Consider the following 26,675-nt stretch of genomic DNA (forward strand, 5'->3'; position numbering starts at 1 on the left):
TCGGGGCGTAGAAAGAAGGGGTGACCGCCGCCGACGAACTCGACGAACGTTTCGTCGCCGCGGTGCGCGCTCTGCCCGGGCACGCACCGCCGGAGCGGCCGGTCGACCGGCGGGTCGACGACGACCTGCTGGTGCGGTACTTCGACGCCCAAGTGCAGTCGCGGCACCTCGATTTCGCGGCCCGCACCCTGCAGGGACGCGGTGAGGGTTTCTACACCATCGCGTCGGCGGGCCACGAATCGAACGCCGCGCTGGGCCTGTGCACGCGGGTGACGGATCCTGCTCTGCTGCACTACCGTTCGGGCGGTTTCTACGCGGCTCGCGCGTCGCTCGTCGAGGGCAGCACCCCGATCCGCGACGTGCTCGCCGGATGCGCGGCGTCCACGCTCGATCCGATCTCGGCGGGTCGGCACAAGGTGTTCGGCAACGCCGACCTGAACATCCTGCCGCAGACGTCGACGATCGCCTCGCATCTGCCGCGAGCCGTCGGTCTCGCCCTCGCATTGCCTCGGATGCAGCGTCTCGGACTCGATGCGGCGTGGCCGTGGGATTCGGTGGTGGTGTGCAGTTTCGGCGACGCCTCGGCGAACCATTCGACGGCGGTCGGTGCCCTGAACGCGGCCGCCTACTGCCGTCACCGCGGGTTGCCGTTGCCGTTGCTGCTGGTGTGCGAGGACAACGGGCTCGGCATCAGCGTCCCCACCCCGCCCGGCTGGCTCGAGCGGTCGCTGTCGTCGTATCCGGGGATCGAGTACCGGTCGGTGGACGGCGCCGATCCGGTGGAAATGCTCGCTGCCGCAACCGATGCCGCGGAGACGGCGCGCACGACCCGGGCGCCGATCCTGTTGCACGTGCGGGCGGTGCGTTTCCTCGGTCATGCCGGTTCCGACGTCGAGTCGGCCTACCGCAGCCCATCGGCTCTCGCCGCCGATCACAAGCGGGACCCGCTGGTGGGCACGGCCCGCGAACTCGTCACGCGCGGAGTGCTCGATGCTGCAGGGGTTCTCGACCGGTACGAGCGGATACGGGCGGAGGTCGACTCCGTCGCCGACTCACTGCAGCAGCCGCCGCGACTGGCGACCGCCGCCGAGGTGATGCGACCGCTCGAATCCGGGCTCGTGCATGTCGACGACGATCCGCACCCGGCCGGCGAACCGCTCACGCTCGCCCGGGCCGTCACCCGCACGCTCGGGCAGCTGCTCGAGGAGGATCCCCACGCCTGTGTGTTCGGCGAGGATGTCGGCCTCAAGGGCGGGGTCTACGGCGTCACCCGAGGACTGCAGGAGCGCTTCGGGCGCCTGCGCGTGTTCGACACCCTGCTCGACGAGCAGACGATCCTCGGCACCGCGCTGGGTTTCGCCGCCGCGGGCATGCTGCCGATCCCGGAGATCCAGTACCTGGCCTATCTGCACAACGCCGAGGACCAGTTACGCGGGGAGGCGGCGAGCCTGGCGTTCTTCTCCGACGGGCGGTACCGCAATCCGATGGTCGTGCGCATCGCGGGCCTGCCCTACCAGCGCGGCTTCGGCGGGCACTTCCACAACGACGATTCCGTCGCCGTGCTGCGCGACATCCCCGGTCTCGTGCTGGCCGTGCCGAGTTCACCCGCCACGGCCGGCGCCCTGCTGCGCACGTGCGTCGAACTGGCCCGTCAGGAGGGCCGGGTGTGCGTCTACCTGGAACCGATCGCGCTGTACCACCGGCGCGACCTCTACGACGAGGGCGACGGACTGTGGCAGCAGGTCCCCGACACCGCCGGGCTCCCACCGGGATCGGTGTGCACCTACGGCGACGGACGCGACGTGCTGGTGGTGACCTTCGGCAACGGGGTGCCGATGAGTCTGCGTGCCGTCCGTCGCGCAGGAGTGGCGGCGACCGTCCTCGACCTGCAGTGGTTGTCGCCGCTGCCGACGACCGCACTGCTCGAACACGTCCGCCGCTTCGAGCGCGTGGTAGTGGTCGACGAGACGCGCCGTAGCGGAGGGGTCGCGGAAGCGGTCGTCGCGGCGCTCGTCGACGAGGCGTGGCACGGCCGGATCACGCGGGTCACCTCCCACGACAGCTACGTGCCGCTCGGACCCGCGGCCGCGCACGTGCTGATGTCGGAGGACGACATCGTGCGGGCCCTGCTGGAGGCGTGATCAGCAGGAGACGGGTCAGCAGGAGGCGAGGATGCGCGACATCGCGTCGTGTTCCGCCTGGGTGACCCACAGTTCGTAAGTGGTCTTCACCTCGATCTGCCGCACGACGTACTCGCAGTGGTAGGCGGTGTTCGGCGGCAACCATTCCGACGCGTCGGAGTCACCCTTGCCCTGGTTGGTGGGGCCGTCGACGGCGATCAGGTTGCGCGGATCGTTCGCGAGGTTCCGCTTCTGTTGATCGTCGAGATAGCGGGCGCCCTTCTTCCACGCATCGGACAGGGCGACGACGTGGTCGATCTGCACGGCGGACGAGGTCTCGACCCCGCGACGGAAGGAGATCGTCTTCCCCGTGTACGGATCCTCGAGGGTGCCGGCGGTGACCGTGCACTGCTTCTTCCCCGGCTCGAAGGAGACATCGACGAGGTCGCGCCGCAGGATGTCGTTACGGGTGTCGCAGCCGTTGCGCCCCATCTCGACGGTCACCTCGTCGGTCCAGGCCGAACCGAACAGCGAGCGGTCGTAGCCGCTCTGCGATTCGGCGGGCCGGACGGGCAGGGCCGCCAGCGCCTCGAGCGCTTCGGAGGGGTTCTCGACCGTGCTCCCGCCGGGACCTGCCGGTTCGTCGTCCCCCACCGGTTCGAGGAGGACGACGACCACGCTGACCACGATGAAGCACAGGACCCAGACCCAACGGGGAATGGACGACGTGCGAGTGCTCGCCATATGTCGATACTGCTACGAAGTCGTACTGCTGCCGCTTCCTACTTCGCCAGCGGGGGCATCTTCACGACCTGGCCCGCGTACGACAGGCCGGCACCGAACGCGAGGAGCAGCGCGGTGGATCCGGCCTCGACCTGGCCGGTGCGCAGCATCTTCTCCATCGCCAGCGGGATGGACGCGGCGGAGGTGTTGCCGGTCTCGATGATGTCGTCGGCGACCGCAACCGTCTCGGGCAGTTCGAGCTGCTTGACGATGACGTCGTTGATGCGCAGGTTGGCCTGGTGCGGGACGAAGGCGTCGAGGTCCTCGAGCGCCACGCCGGCCTTGTCGGCGATCTGGCGGGCGAACTTGCTCATCTCGAAGGCGGCCCAGCGGAAGACCGCGGTGCCCTCCATGATGATCCAGGGACGCTTCTGGTTCGGGTTGGTGGCGAAGTCGACCCAGTCGGGTTCCTGGCGGATCGCGTTGGCCTGCGAACCGTCGGAGCCCCAGACGGTGGGGCCGACACCGACCTCGTCGGACGGGCCGACGACCACGGCACCGGCACCGTCGCCGAAGATGAAGCGCACCGAGCGATCGGTGGGCTCGGTGGTGTCGCTCATGCGCTCGACACCGACGACGAGCACGTGCTCGGCCGTTCCGGCGCGCAGAAGATCGGAGGCGACACCGAGGGCGTAACAGAAACCTGCGCAGCCGGCCTGGATGTCGAGCGCCGCGGCACCGCCGGTGCCGATGCGGTCTGCGACGAGAGCCGCGGCCTGCGGGGTCTGGAAGGGGTAGGTGGAGGTCGCGACGATCACGGTGTCGATCTGCGCACCCGTGAGGCCGGCGGCCGCGAGGGCCTGCTCGGCGGAGCTCGTCGCCATGTCGACGACCGACTCCTCAGGATGCTGCTTCGCGAAACGGCGCTCCTTGATGCCGGACCGCGACTGGATCCATTCGTCGCTCGAGTCGATCTGCCGGCAGATCTCGTCGTTGGTGACGATGCGCTCGGGGCGGTGCACACCCAGACCGAGCAGCGCGCTGTTCCTCAGCGGGGCAGGGACAGCGATCTGTGCACCCATCAGACGAACTCCTCCTCCTCGACGTACCGCGTGTCGGCACATCGCATCCGGTCAACGATATCGCAGGTCACGGTTTCGTCACAGCGCTACCCCGACGATGCGCTTCCGTGACCCGCACCGCAAGCGGCCGTCCCGTCCACCGGACGCGGGCTAGCGTCGCGGTATGGATGCACAGGACTGGAACGAGAAGTATGCGGCGTCGGAACTGATCTGGGGCGCGCCGCCCAATCCGGTGATCGTCGAACACGTGGCGTCGCTGCCGCATGGTCGCGCCCTCGATCTCGGGTGTGGTGAAGGTCGTCACTCCCTGTGGCTGGCGACGCGCGGATGGGAGGTCGTGGGCGTCGACTTCTCCGAGGTCGCCCTCGACAAGGCCCGCCGGATCGCGGCGCAGGCGCCGTCGCGCTCGCGAGACCGGCTCCGCTACGTCCTCGCAGATGTGACGGCCGACTCGTTCGAGGGTGAATATGACCTGATTCTCTCGGCCTTCCTGCATTTCCCTCCGCCACAGCGGAAGGCGCTTCTCGACCGCGCCATCAATTCGCTGAAACCTGAAGGAATCCTCATATTCCTGGGGCACGACACGATAAATGTCGACGAGGGCGTGGGCGGACCCCAGGACAAGGAGATCCTTTACACGCCAACCGATCTCGTCGAGGAAATCGACGGAAGATTGGAAATCGGGATTGCCGAACGGCGATATCGGGAAACCGACGCGGGAACGGCGATCGACGCGCTCGTCGTGGCGAGCAAACCACCTCTTGGCAGTTAGTTGCCCGACGAGTAACATGGAGATGTTACCGACGAGTAATAACTTGGGCGGTACTTGAAGCCAGCTGGACCGCACCACACTGGGAGACACCGACGACATGGGCCATTACAAGAGCAACCTCCGCGACCTCGAGTTCAACCTCTTCGAGTTCCTGAAGATTCAGAAGGTCCTCGAAGCCGGCAAGTTCGGCGATCTGGACGAGGACACCGCACGCGGCATCCTCGCCGAGGTCAAGGCACTGGCCGAGGGGCCGGCCGCCGAAGGCTTCGCCGACGCCGACCGCAATCCGCCGGTCTTCGACCCCGAGACCCATTCGGTGTCGCTTCCCGAGCCGTTCAAGAAGTCGTTCCGCGCCTGGTGGGACGCCGGTTACTGGTCGATGGGCATCCCCGAGGAGATCGGCGGCACCGACGCACCCCGCAGCCTCCTGTGGGCCGTCAACGAGATGATGCTCGGCGCCCAGCCCGCCGCGTTCATGTACGCGGCCGGCCCGGCCTTCGCGGGCGTGCTCTACGACAACGGCACCGATGAGCAGAAGCAGTGGGCCGCCACCTGCGTCGAGCGCGGCTGGGGCGCCACCATGGTCCTCACCGAGCCCGACGCCGGTTCCGACGTCGGCGCCGGTCGCACCAAGGCGATCAAGCAGGACGACGGCTCCTGGCACATCGAGGGCGTCAAGCGGTTCATCACCTCCGCCGACTCCGACGACCTGTTCGAGAACATCTTCCATCTCGTCCTCGCCCGCCCCGAGGGCGCCGGCCCCGGCACCAAGGGCCTGTCGCTGTTCTTCGTCCCGAAGTTCCATTTCGACTTCGAGAAGAACGAGATGGGCGAGCGCAACGGTGTGTTCGTCACCAACGTCGAGCACAAGATGGGCATCAAGGCCTCCGCGACCTGCGAGGTCACCTTCGGTGGCCACGGTGTTCCGGCCAAGGGCTGGCTCGTCGGTGAGGTCCACAACGGCATCGCGCAGATGTTCGACGTCATCGAGCACGCTCGCATGATGGTCGGCACCAAGGCCATCGCGACCCTGTCGACCGGCTACCTCAACGCCCTCGACTACGCCAAGGAGCGCATCCAGGGCGCCGACCTGACCAAGATGTCCGACAAGACCGCCCCGCGCGTGTCGATCATGCACCACCCGGACGTCCGTCGTTCGCTCGCGATGCAGAAGGCCTACTCCGAGGGCCTGCGCGCCGTGTACCTGTACACCGCCGCCCACCAGGACGACTCCGTCGCCGAGCAGGTCTCCGGCGCCGACGCCGGTCTCGCGCACCGCATCAACGACCTGTTGCTGCCGGTCGTCAAGGGCTGCGGCTCCGAGCGGGCCTACCAGTACCTGAAGGATTCGCTCCAGACCCTCGGCGGTTCGGGCTTCCTGCAGGACTACCCGATCGAGCAGTACATCCGCGACTCGAAGATCGACTCGCTGTACGAGGGCACCACCGCCATCCAGGCGCAGGACTTCTTCTTCCGGAAGATCGCCCGCGACCGCGGTGTGGCGCTCGCCCACGTCGCCGGGGAGATCAAGAAGTTCGTCGAGCGCGACGACGCCGACCAGCGCCTGAAGAAGGAGCGCACGCTCCTGGCCACCGCCCTCGGCGAGACCCAGACGATGGTCGCCACGCTCACCCAGTACCTCATGGGTGCGCAGGAGCAGCCCACCGAGCTGTACAAGGTCGGCCTCGGCTCCGTCCGCTTCCTCGAGGCGTTCGGCGACCTGATGATCGGCTGGCTGCTGCTCGAGCACGCCGAGATCGCTCTCTCCGCGCTCGACGCCGACGTCGACGCCTCGGACAAGGCGTTCTACGAGGGCAAGGTCGCGGCCGCGTCCTTCTTCGCCAAGAACGTCCTGCCGGAGCTGAGCGTCGCGCGTCAGATCATCACCGACGTCGACCTCGACATCATGGAGCTCGACGAAGCGGCGTTCTGATCGAACCGCTCACGGCGGTAGCGCGATAGACGAGACCGACGTTGTGCGCGACTTCCCGACGGATTTCGCACACGACGTCGGTCTCGTCGTTTTTCGGGAGCAGCATTGACAACCTTTGTTGTCAGTAGCACTCTGAGCCCTGTGACCATCACCGGCACGTCGACGACGACTCGGTACATGCGCGACCGCGAGAAGGCCGCCCGCATCACCGCACCCCTGCGCCCCTTCGCGGGACGCGCTCCCGATGCCACACCCGAGGAGGCGGACGCCCTGCGCCGCGCCCTACTCGAGCGCGACGAACCCAGCGCCGAACTGGTGCGGGCCATCCGGCGCGACCGTACTGTCACCCTCGCGCAGTTCCGCACTGCACTGGCCGAGGGCATCGACGCCGTCCCCGACGCCCCTCCCGTGCTCCGGAAGTACTTCGAGATGCTCGAGGACACCCCCGACTGGGTCGACCGCGACACGATCGCCCTCGGCGCACGCACGCTGCGCAGGGTCGGATCCGACGTCGGCGACGTCCTCGCCTACGGCTCGCTGCTCGGCGGATACAACAACTCCGGTCCACTACCGGTGCTGACGTCGTCCGGTCGCCTCACCGGTGAGCGCACCCGCCGGCGCATCGCCGAGACGGGGACGTGGTGGAACGGGTGCGTCGCCGACGGCGGTCTCGAACGCTTCGGCGAAGGCTTCACGCTCTCGGTGCACGTGCGACTGATGCACGCCTTCGTCGACTATCACCACGAGCACGACGGCGAGTGGGACACCGAGTTCCGCGGACTACCGGTCAACCAGTTCGACCAGGCCGGCACGCTGGGCCTGTTCTCGATCACCTTCCTGCTCCACACCCGCGTCCTGGGTGTGCGGTACACCCGGCGCGAGGCCGAAGCCGTCCTGCACCTGTGGGCGTACGTCGGGTGGTTGATGGGCGTCGACCCGAAGTGGCTCCGGTTCGAGGAGCGCTCTGGACTGCGGATGATGTACCAGATCGGGTCGTCCTCACCCGCCGCCGACGAGAACAGCCACATGCTCGCCCGGTCGCTCGTCGAACTCCCGCTCCACACCCGGTATCCGCGTTTCCAGGCACTGCGTCGACGGTACGAATACGAACGCGGACTGTCGCTCGCGACAACACTTCTCGGCCCGTCCGGCGTCCTCGCACTGAAGGTCCCGCTGCGTCCGCCGTGGTATCCGGTGGGTCGCTTCGCCGTGAACGTCGTCAAACACCATGTGATCGGCCGTTTCCCGGCCGGGAAGGCGTGGCTGCAGCGTCACGGCGAGAAGCAACTGCGCGACGCGCAGCTCCGCATCCTCGACGGCGAGATCCCCGACGTGGTGCCGCTTCCCGAGTGACGAAACTACGGGAGGTTGTGTGCGAGTTCTTCGCCGGAACCGCACACAACCTCCCCGAAGTTTCGAGGACGTCGGTTACTCCTCCTCGGTTCCACCCTCTGCCGGCGCTTCTGCCGCAGGCGATTCCGGCGCGGGTGCGTCCTCGGCCTCAGCGTCCTCCGATCCGGTGTCACCGGAGGTCGCGTCGTCGCCACCACCGGAGGGCTCATCGCTCGGTTCCGGTTCGGGGCTGATGCACTTCACGATCGGGACCGGGTCGTATCGGACTGTGCGCGTCGCGTTCGAGATCTGCGCGCCCGTCCGTGCGTCGGTGACGATCCGGGTGTCGGTGACGGTGAAGCCCTGCGCGCCGCTCGACGGGATGCAGGCCGACCCGGCGGGCAACGTGATCGTGTTGGGCGAGGTGAAGTTCGTGCGGTTGCCGGTGACCGACTGGACGTCGACGGTCTTGGTGCCCCAGATCCGCACCGTGATGTCCGAGCTCGTGCCGATCGTCTGGATCAGGACGCCCGTGTCGAACGGGTTGCGGAACTTCAGGTCGATGGCGCCGTCGTAGATCGTGGCCTCGCGGGCCGCCGGGTACCGGGAGATGTAGTAGCTGTGCTCGGTGTGCTCGACGTCCTCCATGCCGGCGAAGTAGGTCGCGTTGTAGAGGGTGGTCGCGAGCTGGCTGATGCCACCGCCCACGGCCTTACCGGGACGTCCGGACTCGATGATGCCCGACTCGATGTACCCCTGTGCCGCACCGCGCGGACCGGTGTAGTCGTTGAAGGAGAAGGTCTCCCCCGGCTTGACGATGGCGCCGTTGATCTCCTGGGCGGCGAGCCGGATGTTGACGCCGGACGCGTATTCGAAGCCGCTGGTGGTGAACTCCGAGACCACTTCCTCGATGCCGAGCTTCTCGGCGCCTTCGGTGGTGAGTTCGGGTTCGGCCTTCTTGTACACCGCGTCGGTGCTGCGGTCGCCCTCCTCCTTCAGCAGGTCGGGCAACTTCTCGAGGGTGACGGGCCAGTCGACCATCTCGCCGGTCTCACTGGGCACGATCGTCGGGCGACCACCGTCGAGGACGATCCGCGCATCCTTCGGTTCGGTCTCCGACGGCGCGAGCTGCGGCGCCAGGATGCCGATCGCGGCCTCGGTGTTGTACTGCGGTTCGAGTCCTCCCGAACCGTCCGGCACGAACGACAGGACGGCGCCCACCGCATCGCGCGGAAGCACACCGACGGCCCCGTCGAGCCCCCGGACGACCAGATCCTGCGCCACGGCCGGAACGGCGACCTCCGCCAGCGCCCGGTCGAGGCCCTCGCGGGTGACGGTGACGTCGACGCTCTCGACAGGCAGCGAGACGTCGCCGTACGGCCAGCGCTCGGCGAAGACGTCGCCCGCGACGGCCACGTCGAGTTGCTGGCCGGGCTGCGGCGTCACCGGAACGGGTGTGCCGTCCTCGAAGACGATGTTGCCCTCGCGCGGCTCGTGCGCGGCGGCAGTGGCGGCCTTCTCGATGGCTGCGGACAGGGCGACCTCGTCGCGCGTGGAGACCACACCGACCTCGTCGTTCCCGAAGAACGACGCGAGTCGCGTGAACGGATTGAGCGGCTGCGAACCCACCTGGTCGAGCGTCGCGGGCCAGTCGATCCCGATCCCGGCCTCGGACGGCACGATCTGTCCCTGGGTGTCGCCGGCGGTGACGTCGACGGGCATGTCGAGCCGCGGCGTCAGTTGTTCGGTGAGTTCGGCCTCGGCCGCATCGAGCGACATGCCGCCGATCTCGACACCCGCGACGGTGACACCGCGCGGCACCTTGCCCGACGACAACGCCAGATCGGCCACGTAGAACACGGCGAGCAGCGCGACGACACCACCGACGACGAGCGCGATCGTGCGCCGGGGCAGATTCGATCCGGACCTACCCGGTTCGTCGCCGTCTCCGCCGGAACCTCCCGGGCCGCCGGTGGGCGGAGGGGTGACGGGAGGCGGCCCCTGCGGCGGCGGACCCGCCTGCATCTGGTGGGTCGGCTGGTCGCCCTGCGGCGGATGGGCGGCCGACGGCATCGCCGTCGACGTGGGTGGGACGGGAGCCCCCGGCTGTTCGGGACCGGGTTGTGCCGGACCGGGTTGCGCCGGGTCCGGTTCCCCCTGCGAACGGAGGAGCCGATGGGTGGCGGCGGACGATCCGTCCGGTGCGCGGTTCCCCGGCGCGACGACCGGGATGACCGCGGTGGGTGCCTCCGAAGGATGGACGTTCTCGGTCGGGGACCCGTCCGCGCCGGTGGGAGCCACCTGGTCCGTGCCATCGGATCGGGCCTCTGTGGGAGCCTGCGGGGCAGCCATGGCTTCCGTCTTCGGCTCGTCGACCTGCGGTTCCACCGCTCCGCTCGCCTCCGGCGTTTCGCCGACGACCGGCTGCGGAGCCTCGGCGGCCGGCTGCGGCTCGGTGACGCTGCCCGCTCCAGGCTCGGTCGCTTCACCCGCTTGCGGCTCGGTGACACTGCCCGCCTCCGCCACCTCCCGGTGAGGATCGACCGCTTCGAAACGCTCGGTAGGAGCCGACGCACCCTCGGCCTCGCGAGCGGACTCCGCCGTCGAACCGACGTTCTCGGTTCGTGCGTCGTCGTGCTCGTGAGGGGACTCGTCGGTCCCGTTGCTGCCGCTCACCCGGATCCCTTCGCAAAGCTGGACGCGCTGTCGAATTCGCGCGCCGACTACCTGGTTTCAAGGGTAGTGCCCCAGCTTCGGTCGGCTTCGCCCGGAATGCGAAGACCCCGCGTTGCTACCAGGTCGGGGGTCAGGCAGCAGCGCGGGGTCGCTGGGTCTATCGCTGTCCGTCGCGGAGCGTTACACACCGAACGGAACTTTTTTTCTCAACGACTTCCGAGGGGTGGCGATCAGGCCTCGAGAATCGCCGTCACACCCTGTCCACCTGCGGCGCAGATGGAGATCAGGCCGCGGACGGGCTTGCCGGTCTCCTGCTTCTTCTCGTGCAGCATCTTGGCCAGCGAGGCCACGATCCGGCCGCCGGTCGCGGCGAACGGATGACCGGCCGCCAGCGACGAGCCGTTGACGTTGAGCTTGCTGCGGTCGATCGAGCCGAGCGGGGCATCGAGCCCCAGCTTGCCCTTGCAGTACTCCTCCGACTCGAACGCCTGGAGTGTGGCGAGCACCACGGAGGCGAACGCCTCGTGGATCTCGTAGAAGTCGAAGTCCTGCAGGGTCAGGCCGTTGCGCTGCAGCAGGCGCGGGATGGCGTAGGTGGGCGCCATGAGCAGCCCGTCGCCACCGTGGATGTAGTCGACCGCGGCGGTCTCGGAGTCGACGAGGTAGGCGAGCACGGGCAGCTTGCGCTCGGCGGCCCACTCCTCGCTCGACAGCAGCGCGGCCGACGCGCCGTCGGTGAGCGGCGTCGAGTTGCCCGCGGTCATGGTGGCGTCGCCGAGCTTGGTGCCGAAGACCGGCTTGAGCGTCGACAGCTTCTCGACCGACGAATCGGGACGCAGGTTGTCGTCGCGGGTCAGCCCGAGGAACGGGGTGACGAGGTCGTCGAAGAAGCCCCGGTCGTAGGCGGCGGTCATGTTGCGGTGGCTCGCGACCGCCAGTTCGTCCTGGGCCTCGCGGGAGACGCCGAACTCCTTGGCGGTGATCGCGGCGTGCTCACCCATCGACAGGCCGGTGCGCGGCTCGCCGTTGCGCGGGATCTCGATGCCGAGCATCGACGGGCGGACGTTGCCGAGCAGCTTGACCCGGTCGGCCGTGGTGCGGGCCCGGTTCAGGGAGAGCAGGAACTCGCGGAGCTGGTTGTTCACGGCGATCGGGGCGTCGGAAGTGGTGTCGACGCCTCCGCCGATACCCGCCTCGATCCGTCCGGCGGCGATGGCGTCGCCGACCGCGATGATCGACTGCAGGCCGGTGCCGCACGCCTGCTGCAGATCCCAGGCCGGGGTGTACGGGCTCAGCGCGCTGCCGAGCACGCTCTCGCGGACGAGGTTGAAGTCGCGGGCGTGCTTGAGGACCGCACCGCCGACGACGGCACCGAGGCGCTCACCCTGCAGGTTGAAGCGGCCGACGAGACCGTCGAGGGTGGCGGTGAACATGTCCTGGTTGGACGCGCGGGCGTACTTGCGGTCGGACCGGGCGAACGGGATCCGGTTGCCTCCGAGAACGGCGACACGGCGCTGCTGCGTGGAACGGGCTTTGGTGGTCACTGGTGTCTCCCGGTTTCGGACGGATTCGAATTCTGGCTACTATTCTTACTCACGGGTAAGTTTGTTGTCGAACACGCTTGCTGTCGAACACTGCACCGACGACCGAATCGAAGAAGGTGGAATCGTGGCCGAAGCCAAGGGCGCACCCAAGCTCTACGCCCAGCTCATCTCGTCCGCACCCGGAGCGTTCCTCGCCAAGCAGTTCGGTCTGCCACAGCCCGAGAAGCTCCGGCGCTACCAGCCCGGCGAGCCCCCGCTCCCCGGCCCCGTTCTGCTCGGCGGCAACGGCCGCCTGGTCGAACCGATCCGCAACCTCCTGAGCGACTACACGTTCGCCGAGCCGTCCGACACGAAGTTCGGCGCACTCGTCTTCGACGCTACCGGCATCACCGACCCCGCGGGCCTCGAACAGCTCTTCACGTTCTTCCAGCCCTCCCTGCGCAATCTCGCCCCGAGCGGCCGCGTCGTCGTCCTCGGCACCACGCCCGAGGAGGCCGGGTCGGTCGACGAGCGCATCGCCCAGCGCGCCCTCGAGGGCTTCACGCGCAGCGTCGGCAAGGAACTGCGTCGCGGTGCCACCGTGCAGCTCGTCTACGTCTCCCCGAAGGCCGCGACCGGCCTGTCCGGTGTGGAGTCGACGCTGCGCTTCCTGCTCTCGGCGAAGTCGGCCTTCGTCGACGCCCAGGTGATCCGCATCGGTGAGGGCGACGCCACCGCCCCCGAGTCGTGGGAGCGTCCGCTCGCCGGCAAGGTCGCGGTCGTCACCGGCGCGGCCCGCGGCATCGGCGCGACGATCGCCGAGGTGCTCGCCCGCGACGGCGCGACCGTCGTCGCCGCCGACGTCCCCGCGGCCGGCGACGCGCTGACCCAGACCGCCAACAAGGTCGGCGGCACCGCCTTCGCCCTCGACGTCACCGCACCCGACGCCGGCGAGAAGCTCGCCGCGCACCTGCTCGAGCGTCACGGCGGTGCCGACATCATCGTCCACAACGCCGGCATCACCCGCGACAAGCTGCTCGTCAACATGGACGCCGACCGCTGGAACGCCGTGATGGCCGTGAACCTGATCGCCCCGCGCAAGATCACCGACGTGCTCGTCGAGAAGGGCGCGCTGAAGGAGGGCGGCCGGGTCATCGACGTGTCGTCGATCGCCGGTATCGCCGGTAACCGTGGCCAGACCAACTACGGCGCCTCGAAGGCCGGTGTCATCGGTCTCGTCCAGGCGACCAGCGAGGCGCTCGCCGACAAGAAGATCACCGTCAACGCCGTCGCTCCGGGCTTCATCGAGACCGCCATGACGGCCGCGATCCCGGTCGCCACCCGCGAGGCCGGCCGCCTGATGAGCTCGCTGCAGCAGGGTGGCGAGACCGTCGACGTCGCCGAGACCGTCGCGTGGTTCGCGAACCCCGCGTCGAGCGCCGTGACCGGGCAGGTCGTGCGCGTGTGCGGCCAGTCCATGCTGGGGGCCTAGATGGCACGGATCGAACTGCCCTCGCTGCCGTCGACCTTCGACATCTACAGCCGGGCCGTGCTCGGGGCGCTGCCCGTCGTGGGCGCGTCGGGCGACAGCCTGCCCGACGACGTCCTGGTCCTGCGGTCGCTGAAGGTCGATCCTGACGATCTCGCCGAGTACACCAAGGTGTGCGGGCTGCGGTTCGGCGACAGTCTGCCGCTGACCTATCCGTTCATCCTCACGTTCCCGCTCGTGATGAAACTGATGGTGTCCAAGGGCTTCCCGTTCGCCGCCGTCGGTTCGGTGCACGCCGAGAACGTGATCGAGCAGTTCCGGCCGATCTCGGTCACCGAGCCGCTCGACATCGCGGTGCACGCGGAGAACATGCGCGAACACCGCAAGGGTCTGCTGGTCGATCTCGTCAGCGAGGTCAACGTCGGACGCGAGTTGGTGTGGCGGCAGACGTCGACCTTCCTGCACCAGCAGCGCACGTCGCTGTCGGGTCAGCCCAAGCCGGAGCCGAAGGAGGAGGAGATCCCCCTGGTCCCCACCTCCACGCTGCGGGTCGACCAGAAGGTCATCGACCGCTACGCGGCGGTCTCCGGTGACCGCAACCCGATCCACGTCTCGACTTTGGGCGCCAAGGCTTTCGGATTCCCGAAGACCATCGCCCACGGCATGTGGAGCGCGGCGGCCACCCTGTCGGCGGTCGAGGGGCGGATCCCCGGCAAGGTGACCTACGCGGTGCGGTTCGGGAAGCCGGTGCTGCTGCCGTCGTCGCTGAGCCTGTATGCGCAGCACGTCGCCGACGGATGGGATCTGGCACTGCGGCATCCGAAGAAGCAGTACCCGCACCTGACCGCCACGCTGCGGTAGGGCGGGGAACCACCGAGACTTCGGGCGGGGCGGGACGCGATGGGGGCGTTCCGCCCCGCCCGAACCCTTGGGGGTCGAATAGTTTTGTCGCCGTGGTGTTCCCGGCGAGACGGATCAGTGCATCTGGTCGGAACGCTTGCGTCCCGCGAGACCGCGCCAGGCCAGGTTCTCGAGCAGATCCGCAGCCTGCTGCACGTCTATCTCACCGCCGGCGATGCGGTCGGCGACGGCCTCACCGGCACCGACGAGCGCGACGGCCATGATCGTGAAGTTCGTGTCGGGTTCCGGATCGCGCGTGCTCGATTCGAGCAGATGCGCGGTGAGTTCGATCAGCCGGTCGCGGCTGCCCTGCACCTGGGGCGCGAAGGCCTGCTGCGACAGCGCCTGACGGTAGAGGACCATCCACGACGGCCGGTGCTCGTCGACGAAGCCGAGGAACGACTCGAGCGCGACCCGCAGTTGTTCACGCGGCGCGAGGGTGGGATCGCCTGCCGGTGTGAGCGCCTCGACGAACCGCTGTCCCTCGCGGGCGATGCACGCCGCGAACAACTCGTCCTTCGACCCGTAGTACAGGTAGAGCATCGGCTTGGAGATCGACGCCCGCGCCGCGATGGCGTCCATGGACGTGTTGTGGAAACCGTGCTCGGAGAACACTTCGACGGCGGCGTCCAGCATCTGTTGCTCGCGGACCGCACGCGGCAGTCGCTTGGTTCCGCCCGCCATGACTCCTCCCGGACTCCTCGAATGAAGTTCTTACTCTACGGTAGGAAGCCTGCGGTCGAAGCAACCTGCGACATTTCAGCAGTCCAGAGCGCCCTTCGCGCGTGTCACGGTCCGCACCGACTCGTCGACCCATTCCGGTGAGAGCGTGCCCTCCGCGACGACCTGCTCGAGATGATCGAGCACGGCGGGCACCTCGTCGGTGGTCAGCCACAGTGCCTGGTTCACGCCCGCCACCATCGCGGCCTCGACGGCCTCGGTGATGCCGTAGGTGTCGGTGATCGCGCGCATCCCCGACAGGTCGTCGGTGAAGATCACGCCACCGAAGGCAGGGCCGCCGTAGGCACCCGAGCGGAGCAGGTCCACCGCTGCCGGGCTGATGCTCGCGGGCAGCCCGCCGGTCAGGCCCGGAACGTCGAGGTGGCCGAGCATGACGCCCACCTCGGGCGAGACCAGGCTGCGGTACGGCACGAGATCGCTCTGCTGCAGTTGCTCGATCGGCGGGGTCGTCACGGCACCGGTGTGCGAATCACCGGAGGCCGAGCCGTGTCCCGGGAAGTGCTTGAGCACCGGCATGATTCCGGCGTCGATCAGTCCCCGCGCATAGGCGCCGGCGTACTGGGTGACGACCTCGGGATCGTCGGAGAACGACCGGTCGCCGATGACGGAGTCGTCGGGCTGGCTGCTCACGTCGACGTCCGGTGCGAAGTCGACGGTGATGCCCAGCGACTTCAGTTCCTGTCCACGTTCGAACGCCATCCGGTAGGTCTCGTCGACCGTCATCGTCTGCGCCGTCACCCGCGCGGACGGATCGGGGCCGAACAGGTCGCCCACGCGCGACACGCGGCCGCCCTCCTCGTCGATCGTGACCATGAGCGGCAATGCGCTCTGCGCGGCCACCTGCGGCACGAGACCGTCGGTGAGCATCGACGCGTCGGTCCAGCTGCCGATGAAGATGCCGCCGATCTGCTCGGATTCGACGATGGCCTGCGCGTCTGCGGCGCTCGTGACCCCGACGTTGAGCAACTGGGCGAGCTTCTGCCGCAGCGTCAGCCGGGCGAGCAGATCGTCGCCGCAGGTCGCCGACGTCGCAGCTGCGGTCGCCTCGGTGGTCGTGGCGGTCGCGGTGGTGGTGGACGAGGCGGTCGCCGAGCTCGACGTCGCCTCGACCGGGTCGTCGCCGCCCGAATCGGACGAACCGCATCCCGCGGTGGTGAGGGCGACCGCGAGCACGGCGGCGACAGTGTGACGGATCCGCATGGTGCCGACGGTAGCGGACGAACCTCGGAGACCCACAGCTCGAACCTCCCCCAGGGACGCTCCGGCGGGTTAAGGTGCACCCGAGCATCCGAATCCGACCCAGGGGGTACGCGGTGGGCGCAGATCTGATCCTCATCGCCTACGACGGTTCCGAGAACTCGAAGCGTGCCGTGCAGTATGCGGGTCGTTTCCTCGAGTCGTGCCGCGCCGTCGTCGTCACCGCCTGGGAGCCGATGGTCCGGCAGGCCGCCCGCATGTCCGGCCTGTCCGGGGTCATGCAACCCGACTGGGTGCCCGACGAGGACAGCGAGGACGTCGCCCTGTCCGACGCGCGCATCACCAACGACGAGGGCCTCGAGCTGGCCCGCTCGACAGGTCTGCACGCCGAGGGCCGCACTGTCGAGGTCGTCAACGCGGTGTGGTCGGCGATCATCGAGGCCGCCGACGAGCTGGACGTCGACATCATCGTCACCGGCACCCGCGGCACCACCGGTCTGCGGTCGCTGCTGCAGTCGTCGGTGGCCGATCACGTGCTCCGGCACAGTCACCGGCCGGTCCTGATCGTGCCGCCGGGGCGCTGACGCCCCGCACCGGGTCACCGGCGCCGGGTACGGGCAGGGATATTGTCGATCCACCATGGACGGATTCCTGCTCTCGCGCGCCGAACGCTCGGTGCACGCCACCGGCACCCGCCGGTTCTTCGACGACGTCCACTCCGCCACGCAGGCACTCCGCAGCGGCAAGGCGACGATCGTCGTCGGTGCACTGCCGTTCTCGCCGCACCGTCCGGTGGCCCTCGCGCAGCCCGAAGACGTCGAGATCACCGACGGTCCGTGGCAGGCCCCGTCCGACCTGTCGGAACTGCCGCCGGTGCGGATCTCCACCGAACTGCCGCTGCCCCGCGTGCACGTCGAGCGGGTGCGCCGGCTCGTGGAGCAGCTGTCCCTCGGGGAGATGGAGAAGGTCGTCGCCGCCCGGCGGGTCGCGCTCGAGGCCGACGAACCCCTCGACCCGCTCGCTCTCGCGGCCCGCATGATCGAACGCCATCCCGACGCGGCGACGTACGCGCTGGACCTGAGCGCGGCGGGCGAACGCTATTGGGGTCACACGCTGGTCGGCGCGACCCCCGAACTGCTCGTGAGCCGGCGCGGCGACACCGTCACGTGCCGTCCCCTCGCCGGGACCGCTGCCCGCCGGGCCGATCCGGACGAGGACCGCCGCGCCGGTGAGGAACTGCTGACCTCGGACAAGAACCTCACCGAGCACGGTTACGTCGTCGACTGGATCCGCACCCGACTGGCTCCGCTGTGCAGCGACCTCGACATCCCCGACAAGCCCGAGCTCACCGCGACACCCGACGTCTGGCATCTCGCCACGCCGATCACCGGCACCCTCCGCGACGCCGGCACCGACGCGCTCACCCTCGCCCACGTCCTGCACCCCACCCCGGCCGTGGCGGGCACCCCCACCGAGGCCGCGCTGGACGCGATCGCCCGGGTCGAGGGCGACCGGCGCTTCTACGGCGGCGCGGTGGGCTGGTGCGACGAACAGGGTGACGGCGACTGGTTCGTCGCCATCCGGTGCGCGGAGCTCAGTTCCGACGGCCGACGCGCCGTGGCCTGGGCCGGAGGTGGCATCGTGGCCGATTCCGATCCCGTCGCCGAACTCGACGAGACCACCGCGAAACTGCGCACGCTGCTCGGCGCGCTGGGCGTGTAGCGCACCGCCGCGACGGTGAAGATCGACTCGGAGGCTCGCACCGTCCGCCGACGCTTGCCGGGGTGATAGTTTGGCGCGGACCGATAGACAGCGTGGCGGCCGGCGATGACTGCCTGCGTCACTGGAGATGGGGAGACGGAATGGGGAAGTTCCTGGGACCGGGCCTGGGTAGCGTGGTCGTCGGTGCCGTACTCGGCGCCGTGGCGGTCTTCGGCGTGACGGCCGCTGTGCAGGAGAATTCGCGCCCTCAGATCGATCGCAGTGGCAACGCCGATTCGTCCCTCCTGAACCAGGTTGAGTACGGCAGCCGCTGACGGCGCCGGCAACGCTTCGAGTTCACGCACGTACCGAGGCGAGACGGAGCTCCCGTCCGCCGAACCGCTGTCCCGCCGGTGGCTGTACGCAGTCACCGCGGTGGCGGTGGTCCTGTCTTTCGCCCAGGTTCCGGGCCTGGTCGTCGCCGACACCAAGTACGACCTGACGCAGAACCCGATCGGCTTCCTCACGCGCGCCGCTCACCAGTGGAGCAGTGTGGCGCCGCTCGGGCAGGTGCAGAACCAGGCGTACGGCTACTTCTTCCCGCACGGCTCGTTCTTCGCCGCGGGACAACTGCTGCACATCCCCCCGTGGATCACCCAGCGGGTGTGGTGGGTGCTGCTGCTCGTCGCCGGATTCTGGGGCCTCGTCCGCCTCGCCGAAGCCCTCGGTATCGGGAGCCGTAGCTCCCGCCTGATCGCGGCGACGGTGTTCGTGCTGTCCCCGCGCGTCCTCACGACGCTCGGTTCCATCTCGTCGGAAGCACATCCGATGATGCTGGCGCCGTGGGTGCTGCTGCCGCTGGTGCGGTATCTGAACACGCAGAATCCCGGCTCGGCCCGCCGGCTCGCCGCGCAGTCCGCCGTGGCGGTGGCGCTCATGGGCGCGATCAACGCGGTCGCGACCGCCGCGGCCTGTCTCGTCGCGGCCCTGTGGTGGGCCGCGCACCGCCCGAACCGGCGCTGGTGGCGTTTCACGCTGTGGTGGCTGCCGCTGTGCGTCGTCGCGGTGACCTGGTGGATGGTGCCGCTGCTGCTGCTCGGGCGCGTCAGTCCGCCCTTCCTCGACTTCATCGAATCGTCCGGTGTCACCACCGAATGGACGTCGCTCGCCGAGGTGCTGCGCGGCACCAGCAGCTGGACGCCCTTCGTCTCCCCCGAACGCATCGCGGGCGCCGTGCTCGTCACGCAGCCCGCCGCCGTCCTCGTCACCGGCGCCCTGGCGGCGGCCGGCCTCGCCGGTCTCGCGATGCGGTCGATGCCCGCGCGCGGTCGCTTCACCCTGATCCTCGTGGTGGGTCTCGTCGGCATGGGCGTCGGTTACGTCGGCCAGCTGGACTCACCGTTCGCCGAGCAGGTCCGGTTGTTCCTCGACACCGCCGGTGCGCCGCTGCGCAACGTCCACAAGCTCGAACCGCTCGTGCGACTGCCGATCGTGCTCGGGATCGCACACCTGTTGCGCGCCGTGCCCCTGCCCGGATCGGTGCCGTGGACGCGTGCCCGGAACGCCTTCGCGCATCCCGAACGCAATCCGATGGTCGCGGTGACGACGCTGATCCTCGTCGCGATGACGCTCGCGACCTCACTCGCGTGGACCGGCAGGCTCGCTCCGCGCGGCGCCTACGACGAGGTCCCCGATCACTGGCACGCCGCGGCGGCCTGGCTCGAGGACAACACGAGCGAGCGCGGTGAACGCGCCCTCATCGTTCCCGGCGCGCCGTTCGGCAGCCAGATGTGGGGTCTCACCCGCGACGAACCGCTGCAGGCCCTCGCGTCGACGCCGTGGGCCGTGCGCGACGCCGTCCCGCTCGTGCCGCCCGGCGCCATCCGTGCCCTCGACGCCGTGCAACGCGACATCGCCGACGGCCGTCCGTCCGACGGTCTCGCCGCGACCCTGCGCGGTCAGGGCATCGGCTTCCTGGTGGTGCGCAACGACCTCGATCCCGACACCTCCCCCGCCGCGCGACCGGCACTCGTGCACCGCACGCTCGACGGTTCGCCGGGCATCGAGCGGGTCGCCGAGTTCGGTGACGACATCGTCTTCGACAACCCCGAGGACTTCGTCACCGACGCCGACCTGCGACCGGTCTATCCGGCCGTGGAGATCTACCGCGTCGCCGAGCCGGCCGCGGCGCCCGTCGGCCCCTATGTCGTGGAGGCCGCCGACGTGCCGGTCGTGCAGGGTGGCCCCGAGGCGCTGCTGCGCCGCAACACCGCGCAGCCCGAGTTCGTCGGTCCCACACTCCTCGTGGCCGACGCGGCCCGTGCGGGTCTGCCCGTCGACGAGGTGACGATCACCGACACCCCGACGGACCGCGAGACGGACTACGGACAGGTCGACCATCATTCGTCGACGATCCGCACGGCCGACGACCCGCGCCGCACCCACAACGCCGTCCCCGACTATCCGGTGCCCGACACCGAACTCGTCCGGGCCGAGTGGGAAGGCGCCCGCATCAGCGTGTCGAGCGCGGCGTCGGATGCCACCCAGCTCGGCGGCACGTCGGTGGCGAGCAGCCCGGCCGCGGTGGTTGACGGCGACCCGACGACCGGTTGGCACAGCAACGGTCTCGAATCGGCGGTCGGCCAGTGGCTGCAGCTCGACCTCGACCGGCCGATCGAGGCGGGTCTGCTGCACCTGACGACGAGTTCCGGTGCCCTCGGCGATCCGGTCAAGTGGCTCGAGGTGTCCACCGACCGGGGCAGCACGGCGGTGCGCGTCGACAAGCCGGGACGCGAACAGACGGTCGCGCTGCCGCTGGGTACCACCTCGTGGATCCGCATCACATCGGTGCACACCGAACGCGGCACGGTCGGCAACCAGTTCGGTCTCACCGAGGTGGTCGTCGAGGACTTCACCGACCGGAACGACCCGCGCCCGATCGACATCCGTCGCCGCATCGTGGTGCCGGGCCCGGCCGAGGACGCCGCGGTGCGCGGATGGCAGCTCGGACAGGAGTTCCCCGGTCGCGGCAGTTGTGTCGACACCGACGACCGCGTCCGCTGCGCGCGCGGACTTGCCACCTCCGCCGAGGAACCCGGCATGTTCACCCGCACCCTGGACGTGCCGCAGGAGACCTGGGTCCGCCCGGAACTGCTCCTGCGCGCGCGTCCCGGGCCGGCGCTCGAGGATCTCGTGGACCGCTCGGATCGGGTCGTCGCGCGCGGTGACGCCGACGTCGTCGACCTGCAGGGCTCGGCCTTCGCCCTCACCGACGGTGATCCGCGGACGTCGTGGACCGCGGAGGAGAGCTCGCTCGAAGCGGGTGCGCCGCGGCCGTCGCTCACGCTGGAGCTGCCCGAGGAACAGCGCGTCACGGGGCTGGACATCAGGGCGGCGCTGGGAGCGCTGCCGGTCGCGCCGTCGCGGGTCGCGGTGAATCTCGGCAACGGACCGCAGGTGCGCGAACTCGACGGTGACGACACGATCGTCGACCTGACCCCGCACGTCACGGACCGGATCGAACTCACCGTGGTGCGTTGGCGCGACACCCTCGACCGCACCGTGCTGGGTTTCTCGAAACTCAGCCCGCCCGGGCTCGCCGAGGTGTCGGTGCTCGGCGACGACGGGCCGATCGGAGCACAGGGATCCGTCTACGACGAGACGGTGACCGTCGACTGCGAGCGTGGACCCGTCGTGGAGATCGACGGGCGCACCTATCGCACATCGCTCACCGCGCGGGTCGCAGATCTCGCGGCGGGCGTGGAGGTTCCTGCGACGCTGTGCGACACCGACGTCGTCGGCATGAACCCGGGCCGGGTCGACATCGACGTCGATCCCGGTGCGGCCTTCGTCGTCTCGGGCCTGCGGCTCGACGTCCCCGGTTCCGGTGCGCCCGTCGCGGAGCCGACGGAACTCGACAAGGGCCGTTGGACGGAGAACCTGCGCGAAGTGACCGTTCCGGCGGGCGACGAGGACCGGCTCGTGGTGGTGCCCGAGAGCACCAACGTCGGCTGGGTGGCCCGCACCCCGGACGGTGCCGTGGCGACGCCGGTCGTCGTGGACGGCTGGCAGCAGGGCTGGATCGTGCCGGCCGGTCCGGAGCAGACGCTGACCCTCGAGTTCGCGACCGACCGCTGGTACCGGCTCGGGATCTTCGGCGGGTTGCTGTTGCTCGTCCCGTTGTTCGCAGCGGCCGTCCGGCCGCGGCGGCGCGACGAGGATCCGGGTCCGATGCCGCGCACCTGGGGTTCGTCGGCTCTCGCCCTGGCCGGTGTGCTGGTCGCCGCGACGCTCCTCGCGGGATGGGTCGGTGCCGCCGTCGCGGTCGCCGGCGCGGCGGGGATCGGTGCGCTCGCGGTGCGCCGCGGCCCCCTCGTGGCGTCGCGCGTGCTCGTGGGCACCGCGGGCGGCGCGACGATGCTGGCGATGGCGCTGCTGTCCACCGGACCGTGGCGATCACCCGACGGATATGTCGGGCACTCGTTCCTGATTCAGTTCGCGGCGCTCGTCGGCGTGGTCGCGGTGGGTCTGGCGGCGGTGCCGCGCCGGGCCTTGTCCCAGCGGTGGAAGGCGGCACGCGCCGGCTCCTCGACGAGGGCGTAGCTGACGGACGCGACGGCCAGACTCAGCACGACCGTCACCGTCAGCACGAACCAGAAGTGCCCCGCGAAGGCCGGGATCCCGAAGACGGGGAAGACGATCGACAGCACCGCGAGGTGCCAGATGAACACGCCGTACGACCAGCGTCCGACCGCCAGCGCGACCGGGCTCGCCAGGACGCGATGATGACGGCGCGGCGCGAGGGTCAGCGGAGCGAGCAGCGCGAAGCTCATGATCGCGCCCAGGGCGATCTTGGCCAGATATTCGGTCGGGGCGAGATCGGTGAGCGTCTCCGGTCCGGCCAGCGGGGTGGCCGCGGCCGCGAAGGCGGCGACTGCGATCGCTCCCATCACCGCGCGCCGCGCCGCGAGCCGGTGCATCCACGTCTCGGGTCCGGTGACCAGTTCGGCGAGGATCATGCCCGCCGCGAACCAGGGCAGGTAGCCGGGCAGCCAGTTGGTGTGGTTGATGTGATCGGGGGTGCCGACCGGAACCCACGCCCACAGCAGCGCCAGTCCGCTCACGGCGAGCAGCAGTGGGACGCGGTAGCGGGTGGCGTCCCCGCGCAGCCCGCTCACCGCCAGGGCCAGCAGCGGCAGCACGAGATAGAAGGCCACCTCCACCGACAGACTCCACATCTGGGTGAGGCCCTCGGTGAGGGTCAGTGGGACGAACACTTGCACGAGCGCCAGATTCGACCACCACACCGTCGCGCCGCCGCCCGCGCCGGGCAGCAACCACAGCACCAGGATCACGACGGTCCAGTAGGCGGGGAGGATGCGGGTCGCGCGGGAGAGGAAGTAGCGGGTCGTCGAGGGGGACGGCCCGAGCCCGCGGGCCGCGGCGGCGTGCGGACGCCACAGCAGGAAACCGGACAGGGCGAAGAACAGGGCGACGGCGAGGTCGAACCGCGCCCACACCCGGCCGATCAGCGGGTCGTGCACTGCGCCGGTCTGGAACGCGACGTGGGTGATCAACACGCCCACCGCGGCGAAGCCGCGCATCCCTTCGAGTGCCGGAAGGAATCCGCTCATGCTGCGGTTCCGGTCGGTGGTGGTGGTCATCGGGCACCAGTGTGCCGTGTCGCGGTAGCGGCGGACAGAGCAGGATCATCCGGAACGGGACGATCCCGGCAACGACGAAGATCGACTACGGATCCGTCCCAGCGGTGAGCGGGCGCGCATATTGCCATACCGGGCTGTTAGTGTCTGAGCTCACGTGGTGTTCGCGGGCCGGATGCCAGGCGATCCGTGCAGCCCTGCTGCTGCCGGTGGGGGTACTCGATGACGACCGTTGAGTGAGGAGAAAGCATGGCTGAGCGTTCGAGCTCCGGCCGGATACTGGCAATGATTCTGGTGGGCCTGGGGGCCTTCCTCCTGGTGATCGCGATTCTCGTGCCGACGTACACGCTCGGGAAGCTGAGGACGACACCGCTCGATCTCGAGGTGACCACGGTCGCCGAGGGCACGGGCGACATCCTCAACTCCCGCCAGCTGCTCGCCGGCAACGCGCAGGTCGATCGCGACGTGCCGATCGTCGCGCAGCGCTTCGTCACCGTCGAGGATCCCTCGGACGCCGAGGTCATGACGCTGCAGGCCGGCCAGACCGTGCGACGACTCGACATGCAGGGGGACACGGGCCTGGTCTCGGCCGTCGTCGACCGCGTCACGATCGACCGGAAGACCTCCATGCCCGTCTCGGAGGAGGAGTTCCCGGATCGCGTGAGCACGATCCAGGTGAACGCCGACAAGCCGCCGGTGGAGATCGACAACCGCGACGGACTGCAGTACAAGTTCCCGTTCGACGTCCAGCAGGAGTCGTACCCGTACTACGACATCAACGCTCGCGACAACTTCCCCATCGACTTCGTCGGTGAGGAGGAGATCAACGGCATGAAGGTCTACCACTTCAGCCAGGAGATCGGCCCGATCGACCTGTCGAAGGCCGACCGCGAGGTCCCGACCTACAAGCTCAGCCTGCCCGCCTCCACCTGGGGTGTCGGTGAGGGCGACGAGCCGATCACGATGACCCGCTGGTACAACAACACCCGCGACCTGTGGGTCGATCCGGTTACCGGCGTCGTCGTCAAGGGCCAGGAGCAGCAGGACCAGTACTACGCCCGCGAGGCCGACAAGCCCGAGGTGACCGTTCTGAACGTGACGCTCCCGTTCAACGAGGAGACGATCGAGTACCAGATCGAGCAGGCCAAGAACGGCCAGGACACCATCTCGCTGTTCGGCCGCACCCTGCCGATCATCCTCGGCATCCTCGGCGTCATCCTGCTGATCGTCGGCTTCGTGCTCGGCCTGCGCGGCGGCGGCAACCGTCGTCCGGCCACCGCGACCGGCGGTCCCGCTCCGGCAGGCCCGGCCACGACCACGGTCGGCCCGGCGCATTCGGCCGGCGCGCAGCGCGATCACACCGACGACCGCACCGAGGTCATCCCGCGTCAGACCGATCCGAACGCGCAGCAGCGCGATTGGACGACGGATCAGACGCAGGAGATCCCGCGCACCGATCTGCGCAAGCCTCCGACGCAGGAGTGATCGTCCGGTAGACGAACCGAGCCGCCCCTCACCGATCCCGGTGGGGGGCGGTTTCGTTCGTGGGTCACTCGTCGGTGGACGGGGTCGCCGCCTCGTCCGTGGACGACCGGGTCGCGCCGGCACCGCGCAGAGCGAGCACCGCGACCACTGCGGCCGTCGCGGCGGCCACACCGACGGCGACCGCGATGAACTGCCGCAGGGTCGACGCCACCGTGAACATCAGCACCGCCTCGAAGGCGAGGCCCGCCCATGCGACGAGCGCGAGATGGGTGCGTTCCCCGGCGATCGCCGACAGCAACGCCCCCTGCAGGACGGCCAGACACGCGCCCTGCAGCGCGAACAGCCACAGCAGCGACTGCACCGGCCCGTAGGCATCGCCGACCAGCATCGGGACGATCGGTGCGCAGATCGCCGCACCGGCGACGAGCACCGCGCCGATCGCGACGAGGACGGTGAGCGCCGACCGCACCGCGGCCGCCGACTGGGCGGGATTCGCCATCCGCGGATAGAGCACCACACCGACCGCCTGCGGCAACCAGAAGGCGACCTTCGTCGCCACCGCCCCCAGCGCGTACAGGCCGGCCGAATCGGGGTCGAGCAGCATGCGGGCGAGCAACAGATCGAGCGACGTGAGCGCGATGAGGGCCAGCTGCACCTGGGAGGCACGCAGCACCGCCCCCGCGGTCGGGACCGGTTCCGTCCGTCCACCCGACGTCCGGCCCACGAGCACACTCGCGGCCAGCGCGACCGCACCCGTGCCGAGCGCCCCGGCGAACAGCGCGGCACCGGGGCCGCCCCCGACGGCGAGCACCGCGACGGCCGGCACCACCTTCGCGATGCCGGCTCCGGCCAGGACCACGCTGAGCGCCGCGAACCTGCCCCGGCCCTGCAGCAGACCCTGTTCGGCGGCGAGGAGGACGAGCAGCGGCGCGGTGACGAGCGATCCGAACGCTCCCCCGACACTCGTGTCGAGCGCCCACGCCACGACGGGCACGAGAAGCATCGCGACGACGAAGGCGAGCACGGCGCAGCGGTAACCGAGACGGCGCAGCGCCGCGGCGCCGGTGCCGTGCACGGCCTCCCGGGCGACGACCGTCTGCAACGCCAGCGCCGGCACGGCGAGGACGAGCTGCGCGGCGAGCAGGCTCGCGAACTCGCCGTATCCGGCGGGCCCGAGCCAGCGTCCCGCCGGCAGGTGCAACAGATAGGACGCGAGGTTCGCGGTCATCGCGCCGACCGTCACCAGTGTCATACCGGCGACGGCGGTTCCCGTCGTCGACCCACGAGTGGTCTCGGTGCCCGTCGTCGAACCACGAGTGGTCTCGGTGCCCGTCGTCGAAC

19 protein-coding genes are annotated in these 26,675 nt (G+C 69.5%); 11 read left to right on the plus strand and 8 right to left on the minus strand.

Translation table 11 applies throughout. From position 1 onward, the window contains the following. The first annotated feature begins 20 nt into the window (after nucleotides 1-20). Nucleotides 21-2,141 (plus strand): thiamine pyrophosphate-dependent enzyme, encoded by a 2,121-nt coding sequence (locus tag LPH33_RS21085; RefSeq protein ID WP_229565851.1) that lies wholly within the window; start codon nucleotides 21-23, stop codon nucleotides 2,139-2,141. A gap of 15 nt (nucleotides 2,142-2,156) precedes the next feature. Here the strand turns inward: LPH33_RS21085 and LPH33_RS21090 are convergent, their stop codons facing one another. Together LPH33_RS21090 and LPH33_RS21095 are read right to left on the minus strand one after the other, a co-directional pair. Beyond that, nucleotides 2,157-2,864 (minus strand): HNH endonuclease family protein, encoded by a 708-nt coding sequence (locus LPH33_RS21090; protein ID WP_229565853.1) that lies wholly within the window; start codon nucleotides 2,862-2,864, stop codon nucleotides 2,157-2,159. Nucleotides 2,865-2,902: 38 nt separating this feature from the next. Continuing rightward, on the minus strand, nucleotides 2,903-3,925 hold the full coding sequence (locus tag LPH33_RS21095) for a beta-ketoacyl-ACP synthase III (RefSeq protein WP_229565855.1): 1,023 nt from the start codon (nucleotides 3,923-3,925) through the stop codon (nucleotides 2,903-2,905). Between the two features lie 163 nt (nucleotides 3,926-4,088). On the opposite strand from LPH33_RS21095, the gene LPH33_RS21100 reads away from it, so the two are divergent. The 3 genes from LPH33_RS21100 to LPH33_RS21110 all read left to right on the plus strand — a co-directional run bounded on the left by LPH33_RS21100 (nucleotide 4,089) and on the right by LPH33_RS21110 (nucleotide 7,983). Continuing rightward, the gene (locus LPH33_RS21100) at nucleotides 4,089-4,697 is read left to right on the plus strand and encodes an SAM-dependent methyltransferase (RefSeq protein WP_145692219.1); all 609 of its coding nucleotides are present in this window, start codon (nucleotides 4,089-4,091) and stop codon (nucleotides 4,695-4,697) included. Between the two features lie 97 nt (nucleotides 4,698-4,794). Continuing rightward, nucleotides 4,795-6,630 carry an acyl-CoA dehydrogenase gene (locus LPH33_RS21105; protein ID WP_229565857.1) on the plus strand — a complete coding sequence of 612 codons (1,836 nt, stop codon included), beginning with the start codon at nucleotides 4,795-4,797 and terminating at the stop codon, nucleotides 6,628-6,630. 141 nt (nucleotides 6,631-6,771) lie between these two features. Then, on the plus strand, nucleotides 6,772-7,983 hold the full coding sequence (locus LPH33_RS21110) for an oxygenase MpaB family protein (protein ID WP_229565860.1): 1,212 nt from the start codon (nucleotides 6,772-6,774) through the stop codon (nucleotides 7,981-7,983). A 75-nt stretch (nucleotides 7,984-8,058) separates the two neighbouring features. Here LPH33_RS21110 and LPH33_RS21115 read toward each other — a convergent pair whose 3' ends face one another. Together LPH33_RS21115 and LPH33_RS21120 are read right to left on the minus strand one after the other, a co-directional pair. Beyond that, complete coding sequence (locus LPH33_RS21115) at nucleotides 8,059-10,638, minus strand: VanW family protein (RefSeq protein ID WP_229565862.1); 2,580 nt, start codon at nucleotides 10,636-10,638, stop codon at nucleotides 8,059-8,061. Nucleotides 10,639-10,868: 230 nt separating this feature from the next. After that, nucleotides 10,869-12,182, minus strand: a complete 1,314-nt coding sequence (locus LPH33_RS21120) for an acetyl-CoA C-acetyltransferase (RefSeq protein ID WP_229565864.1) — start codon at nucleotides 12,180-12,182, stop codon at nucleotides 10,869-10,871. Between the two features lie 124 nt (nucleotides 12,183-12,306). Between LPH33_RS21120 and LPH33_RS21125 the strand changes: the two genes are divergently transcribed. Next, a complete protein-coding gene (locus LPH33_RS21125) occupies nucleotides 12,307-13,653 on the plus strand; it encodes a 3-oxoacyl-ACP reductase (protein WP_026061776.1) in 1,347 nt (448 codons plus the stop codon). Beyond that, nucleotides 13,654-14,511 (plus strand): MaoC/PaaZ C-terminal domain-containing protein, encoded by an 858-nt coding sequence (locus LPH33_RS21130; protein ID WP_016695524.1) that lies wholly within the window; start codon nucleotides 13,654-13,656, stop codon nucleotides 14,509-14,511. A 114-nt stretch (nucleotides 14,512-14,625) separates the two neighbouring features. On the opposite strand, the gene LPH33_RS21135 is transcribed toward LPH33_RS21130, so the two are convergent. Continuing rightward, entirely contained in the window at nucleotides 14,626-15,234 is a 609-nt protein-coding gene (locus LPH33_RS21135) for a TetR/AcrR family transcriptional regulator (RefSeq protein ID WP_006552668.1), read from the minus strand. Between the two features lie 75 nt (nucleotides 15,235-15,309). Beyond that, entirely contained in the window at nucleotides 15,310-16,491 is a 1,182-nt protein-coding gene (locus LPH33_RS21140; RefSeq protein WP_229565866.1) for a glycoside hydrolase family 3 N-terminal domain-containing protein, read from the minus strand. A 113-nt stretch (nucleotides 16,492-16,604) separates the two neighbouring features. Between LPH33_RS21140 and LPH33_RS21145 the strand changes: the two genes are divergently transcribed. The 4 genes from LPH33_RS21145 to LPH33_RS21160 all read left to right on the plus strand — a co-directional run bounded on the left by LPH33_RS21145 (nucleotide 16,605) and on the right by LPH33_RS21160 (nucleotide 22,791). Next, a complete protein-coding gene (locus LPH33_RS21145; protein WP_016695522.1) occupies nucleotides 16,605-17,072 on the plus strand; it encodes a universal stress protein in 468 nt (155 codons plus the stop codon). Between the two features lie 55 nt (nucleotides 17,073-17,127). After that, a complete protein-coding gene (locus tag LPH33_RS21150; RefSeq protein WP_106201237.1) occupies nucleotides 17,128-18,210 on the plus strand; it encodes an isochorismate synthase in 1,083 nt (360 codons plus the stop codon). Nucleotides 18,211-18,350: 140 nt separating this feature from the next. Beyond that, entirely contained in the window at nucleotides 18,351-18,524 is a 174-nt protein-coding gene (locus LPH33_RS21155; protein ID WP_006552672.1) for a DUF2613 domain-containing protein, read from the plus strand. Continuing rightward, nucleotides 18,505-22,791 carry an alpha-(1->3)-arabinofuranosyltransferase gene (locus LPH33_RS21160; protein ID WP_229565868.1) on the plus strand — a complete coding sequence of 1,429 codons (4,287 nt, stop codon included), beginning with the start codon at nucleotides 18,505-18,507 and terminating at the stop codon, nucleotides 22,789-22,791. Before LPH33_RS21155 ends, LPH33_RS21160 begins: the two co-directional genes overlap by 20 nt. Here LPH33_RS21160 and LPH33_RS21165 read toward each other — a convergent pair. Next, on the minus strand, nucleotides 22,680-23,852 hold the full coding sequence (locus LPH33_RS21165; protein WP_026061773.1) for an acyltransferase family protein: 1,173 nt from the start codon (nucleotides 23,850-23,852) through the stop codon (nucleotides 22,680-22,682). The genes LPH33_RS21160 and LPH33_RS21165 overlap by 112 nt on opposite strands. Nucleotides 23,853-24,098: 246 nt before the next feature. On the opposite strand from LPH33_RS21165, the gene LPH33_RS21170 reads away from it, so the two are divergent. Then, complete coding sequence (locus LPH33_RS21170) at nucleotides 24,099-25,334, plus strand: DUF3068 domain-containing protein (protein WP_229565870.1); 1,236 nt, start codon at nucleotides 24,099-24,101, stop codon at nucleotides 25,332-25,334. Nucleotides 25,335-25,398: 64 nt separating this feature from the next. Here LPH33_RS21170 and LPH33_RS21175 read toward each other — a convergent pair whose 3' ends face one another. Next, nucleotides 25,399-26,586, minus strand: coding sequence for a polysaccharide biosynthesis protein (locus tag LPH33_RS21175; protein ID WP_145690948.1), 1,188 nt, complete (start codon nucleotides 26,584-26,586; stop codon nucleotides 25,399-25,401). Nucleotides 26,587-26,675 lie beyond the last annotated feature (89 nt).

This window comes from Rhodococcus sp. RDE2 (genome assembly GCF_020885655.1).
Taxonomy (GTDB): Bacteria; Actinomycetota; Actinomycetes; order Mycobacteriales; family Mycobacteriaceae; genus Rhodococcus; species Rhodococcus pyridinivorans.

What these genes read in the sequence shown, in the direction of transcription:
- LPH33_RS21150 (WP_106201237.1), top strand. Translation starts at nt 17,128, where the DNA reads ATGGACGGATTCCTGCTCTCGCGCGCCGAACGCTCGGTGCACGCCACC.
- LPH33_RS21095 (WP_229565855.1), bottom strand. Translation starts at nt 3,925, where the DNA reads ATGGGTGCACAGATCGCTGTCCCTGCCCCGCTGAGGAACAGCGCGCTG.
- LPH33_RS21155 (WP_006552672.1), top strand. Translation starts at nt 18,351, where the DNA reads ATGGGGAAGTTCCTGGGACCGGGCCTGGGTAGCGTGGTCGTCGGTGCC.
- LPH33_RS21090 (WP_229565853.1), bottom strand. Translation starts at nt 2,864, where the DNA reads ATGGCGAGCACTCGCACGTCGTCCATTCCCCGTTGGGTCTGGGTCCTG.
- LPH33_RS21100 (WP_145692219.1), top strand. Translation starts at nt 4,089, where the DNA reads ATGGATGCACAGGACTGGAACGAGAAGTATGCGGCGTCGGAACTGATC.
- LPH33_RS21165 (WP_026061773.1), bottom strand. Translation starts at nt 23,852, where the DNA reads ATGACCACCACCACCGACCGGAACCGCAGCATGAGCGGATTCCTTCCG.
- LPH33_RS21170 (WP_229565870.1), top strand. Translation starts at nt 24,099, where the DNA reads ATGGCTGAGCGTTCGAGCTCCGGCCGGATACTGGCAATGATTCTGGTG.
- LPH33_RS21135 (WP_006552668.1), bottom strand. Translation starts at nt 15,234, where the DNA reads ATGGCGGGCGGAACCAAGCGACTGCCGCGTGCGGTCCGCGAGCAACAG.
- LPH33_RS21130 (WP_016695524.1), top strand. Translation starts at nt 13,654, where the DNA reads ATGGCACGGATCGAACTGCCCTCGCTGCCGTCGACCTTCGACATCTAC.
- LPH33_RS21175 (WP_145690948.1), bottom strand. Translation starts at nt 26,586, where the DNA reads ATGACACTGGTGACGGTCGGCGCGATGACCGCGAACCTCGCGTCCTAT.
- LPH33_RS21105 (WP_229565857.1), top strand. Translation starts at nt 4,795, where the DNA reads ATGGGCCATTACAAGAGCAACCTCCGCGACCTCGAGTTCAACCTCTTC.
- LPH33_RS21140 (WP_229565866.1), bottom strand. Translation starts at nt 16,491, where the DNA reads ATGCGGATCCGTCACACTGTCGCCGCCGTGCTCGCGGTCGCCCTCACC.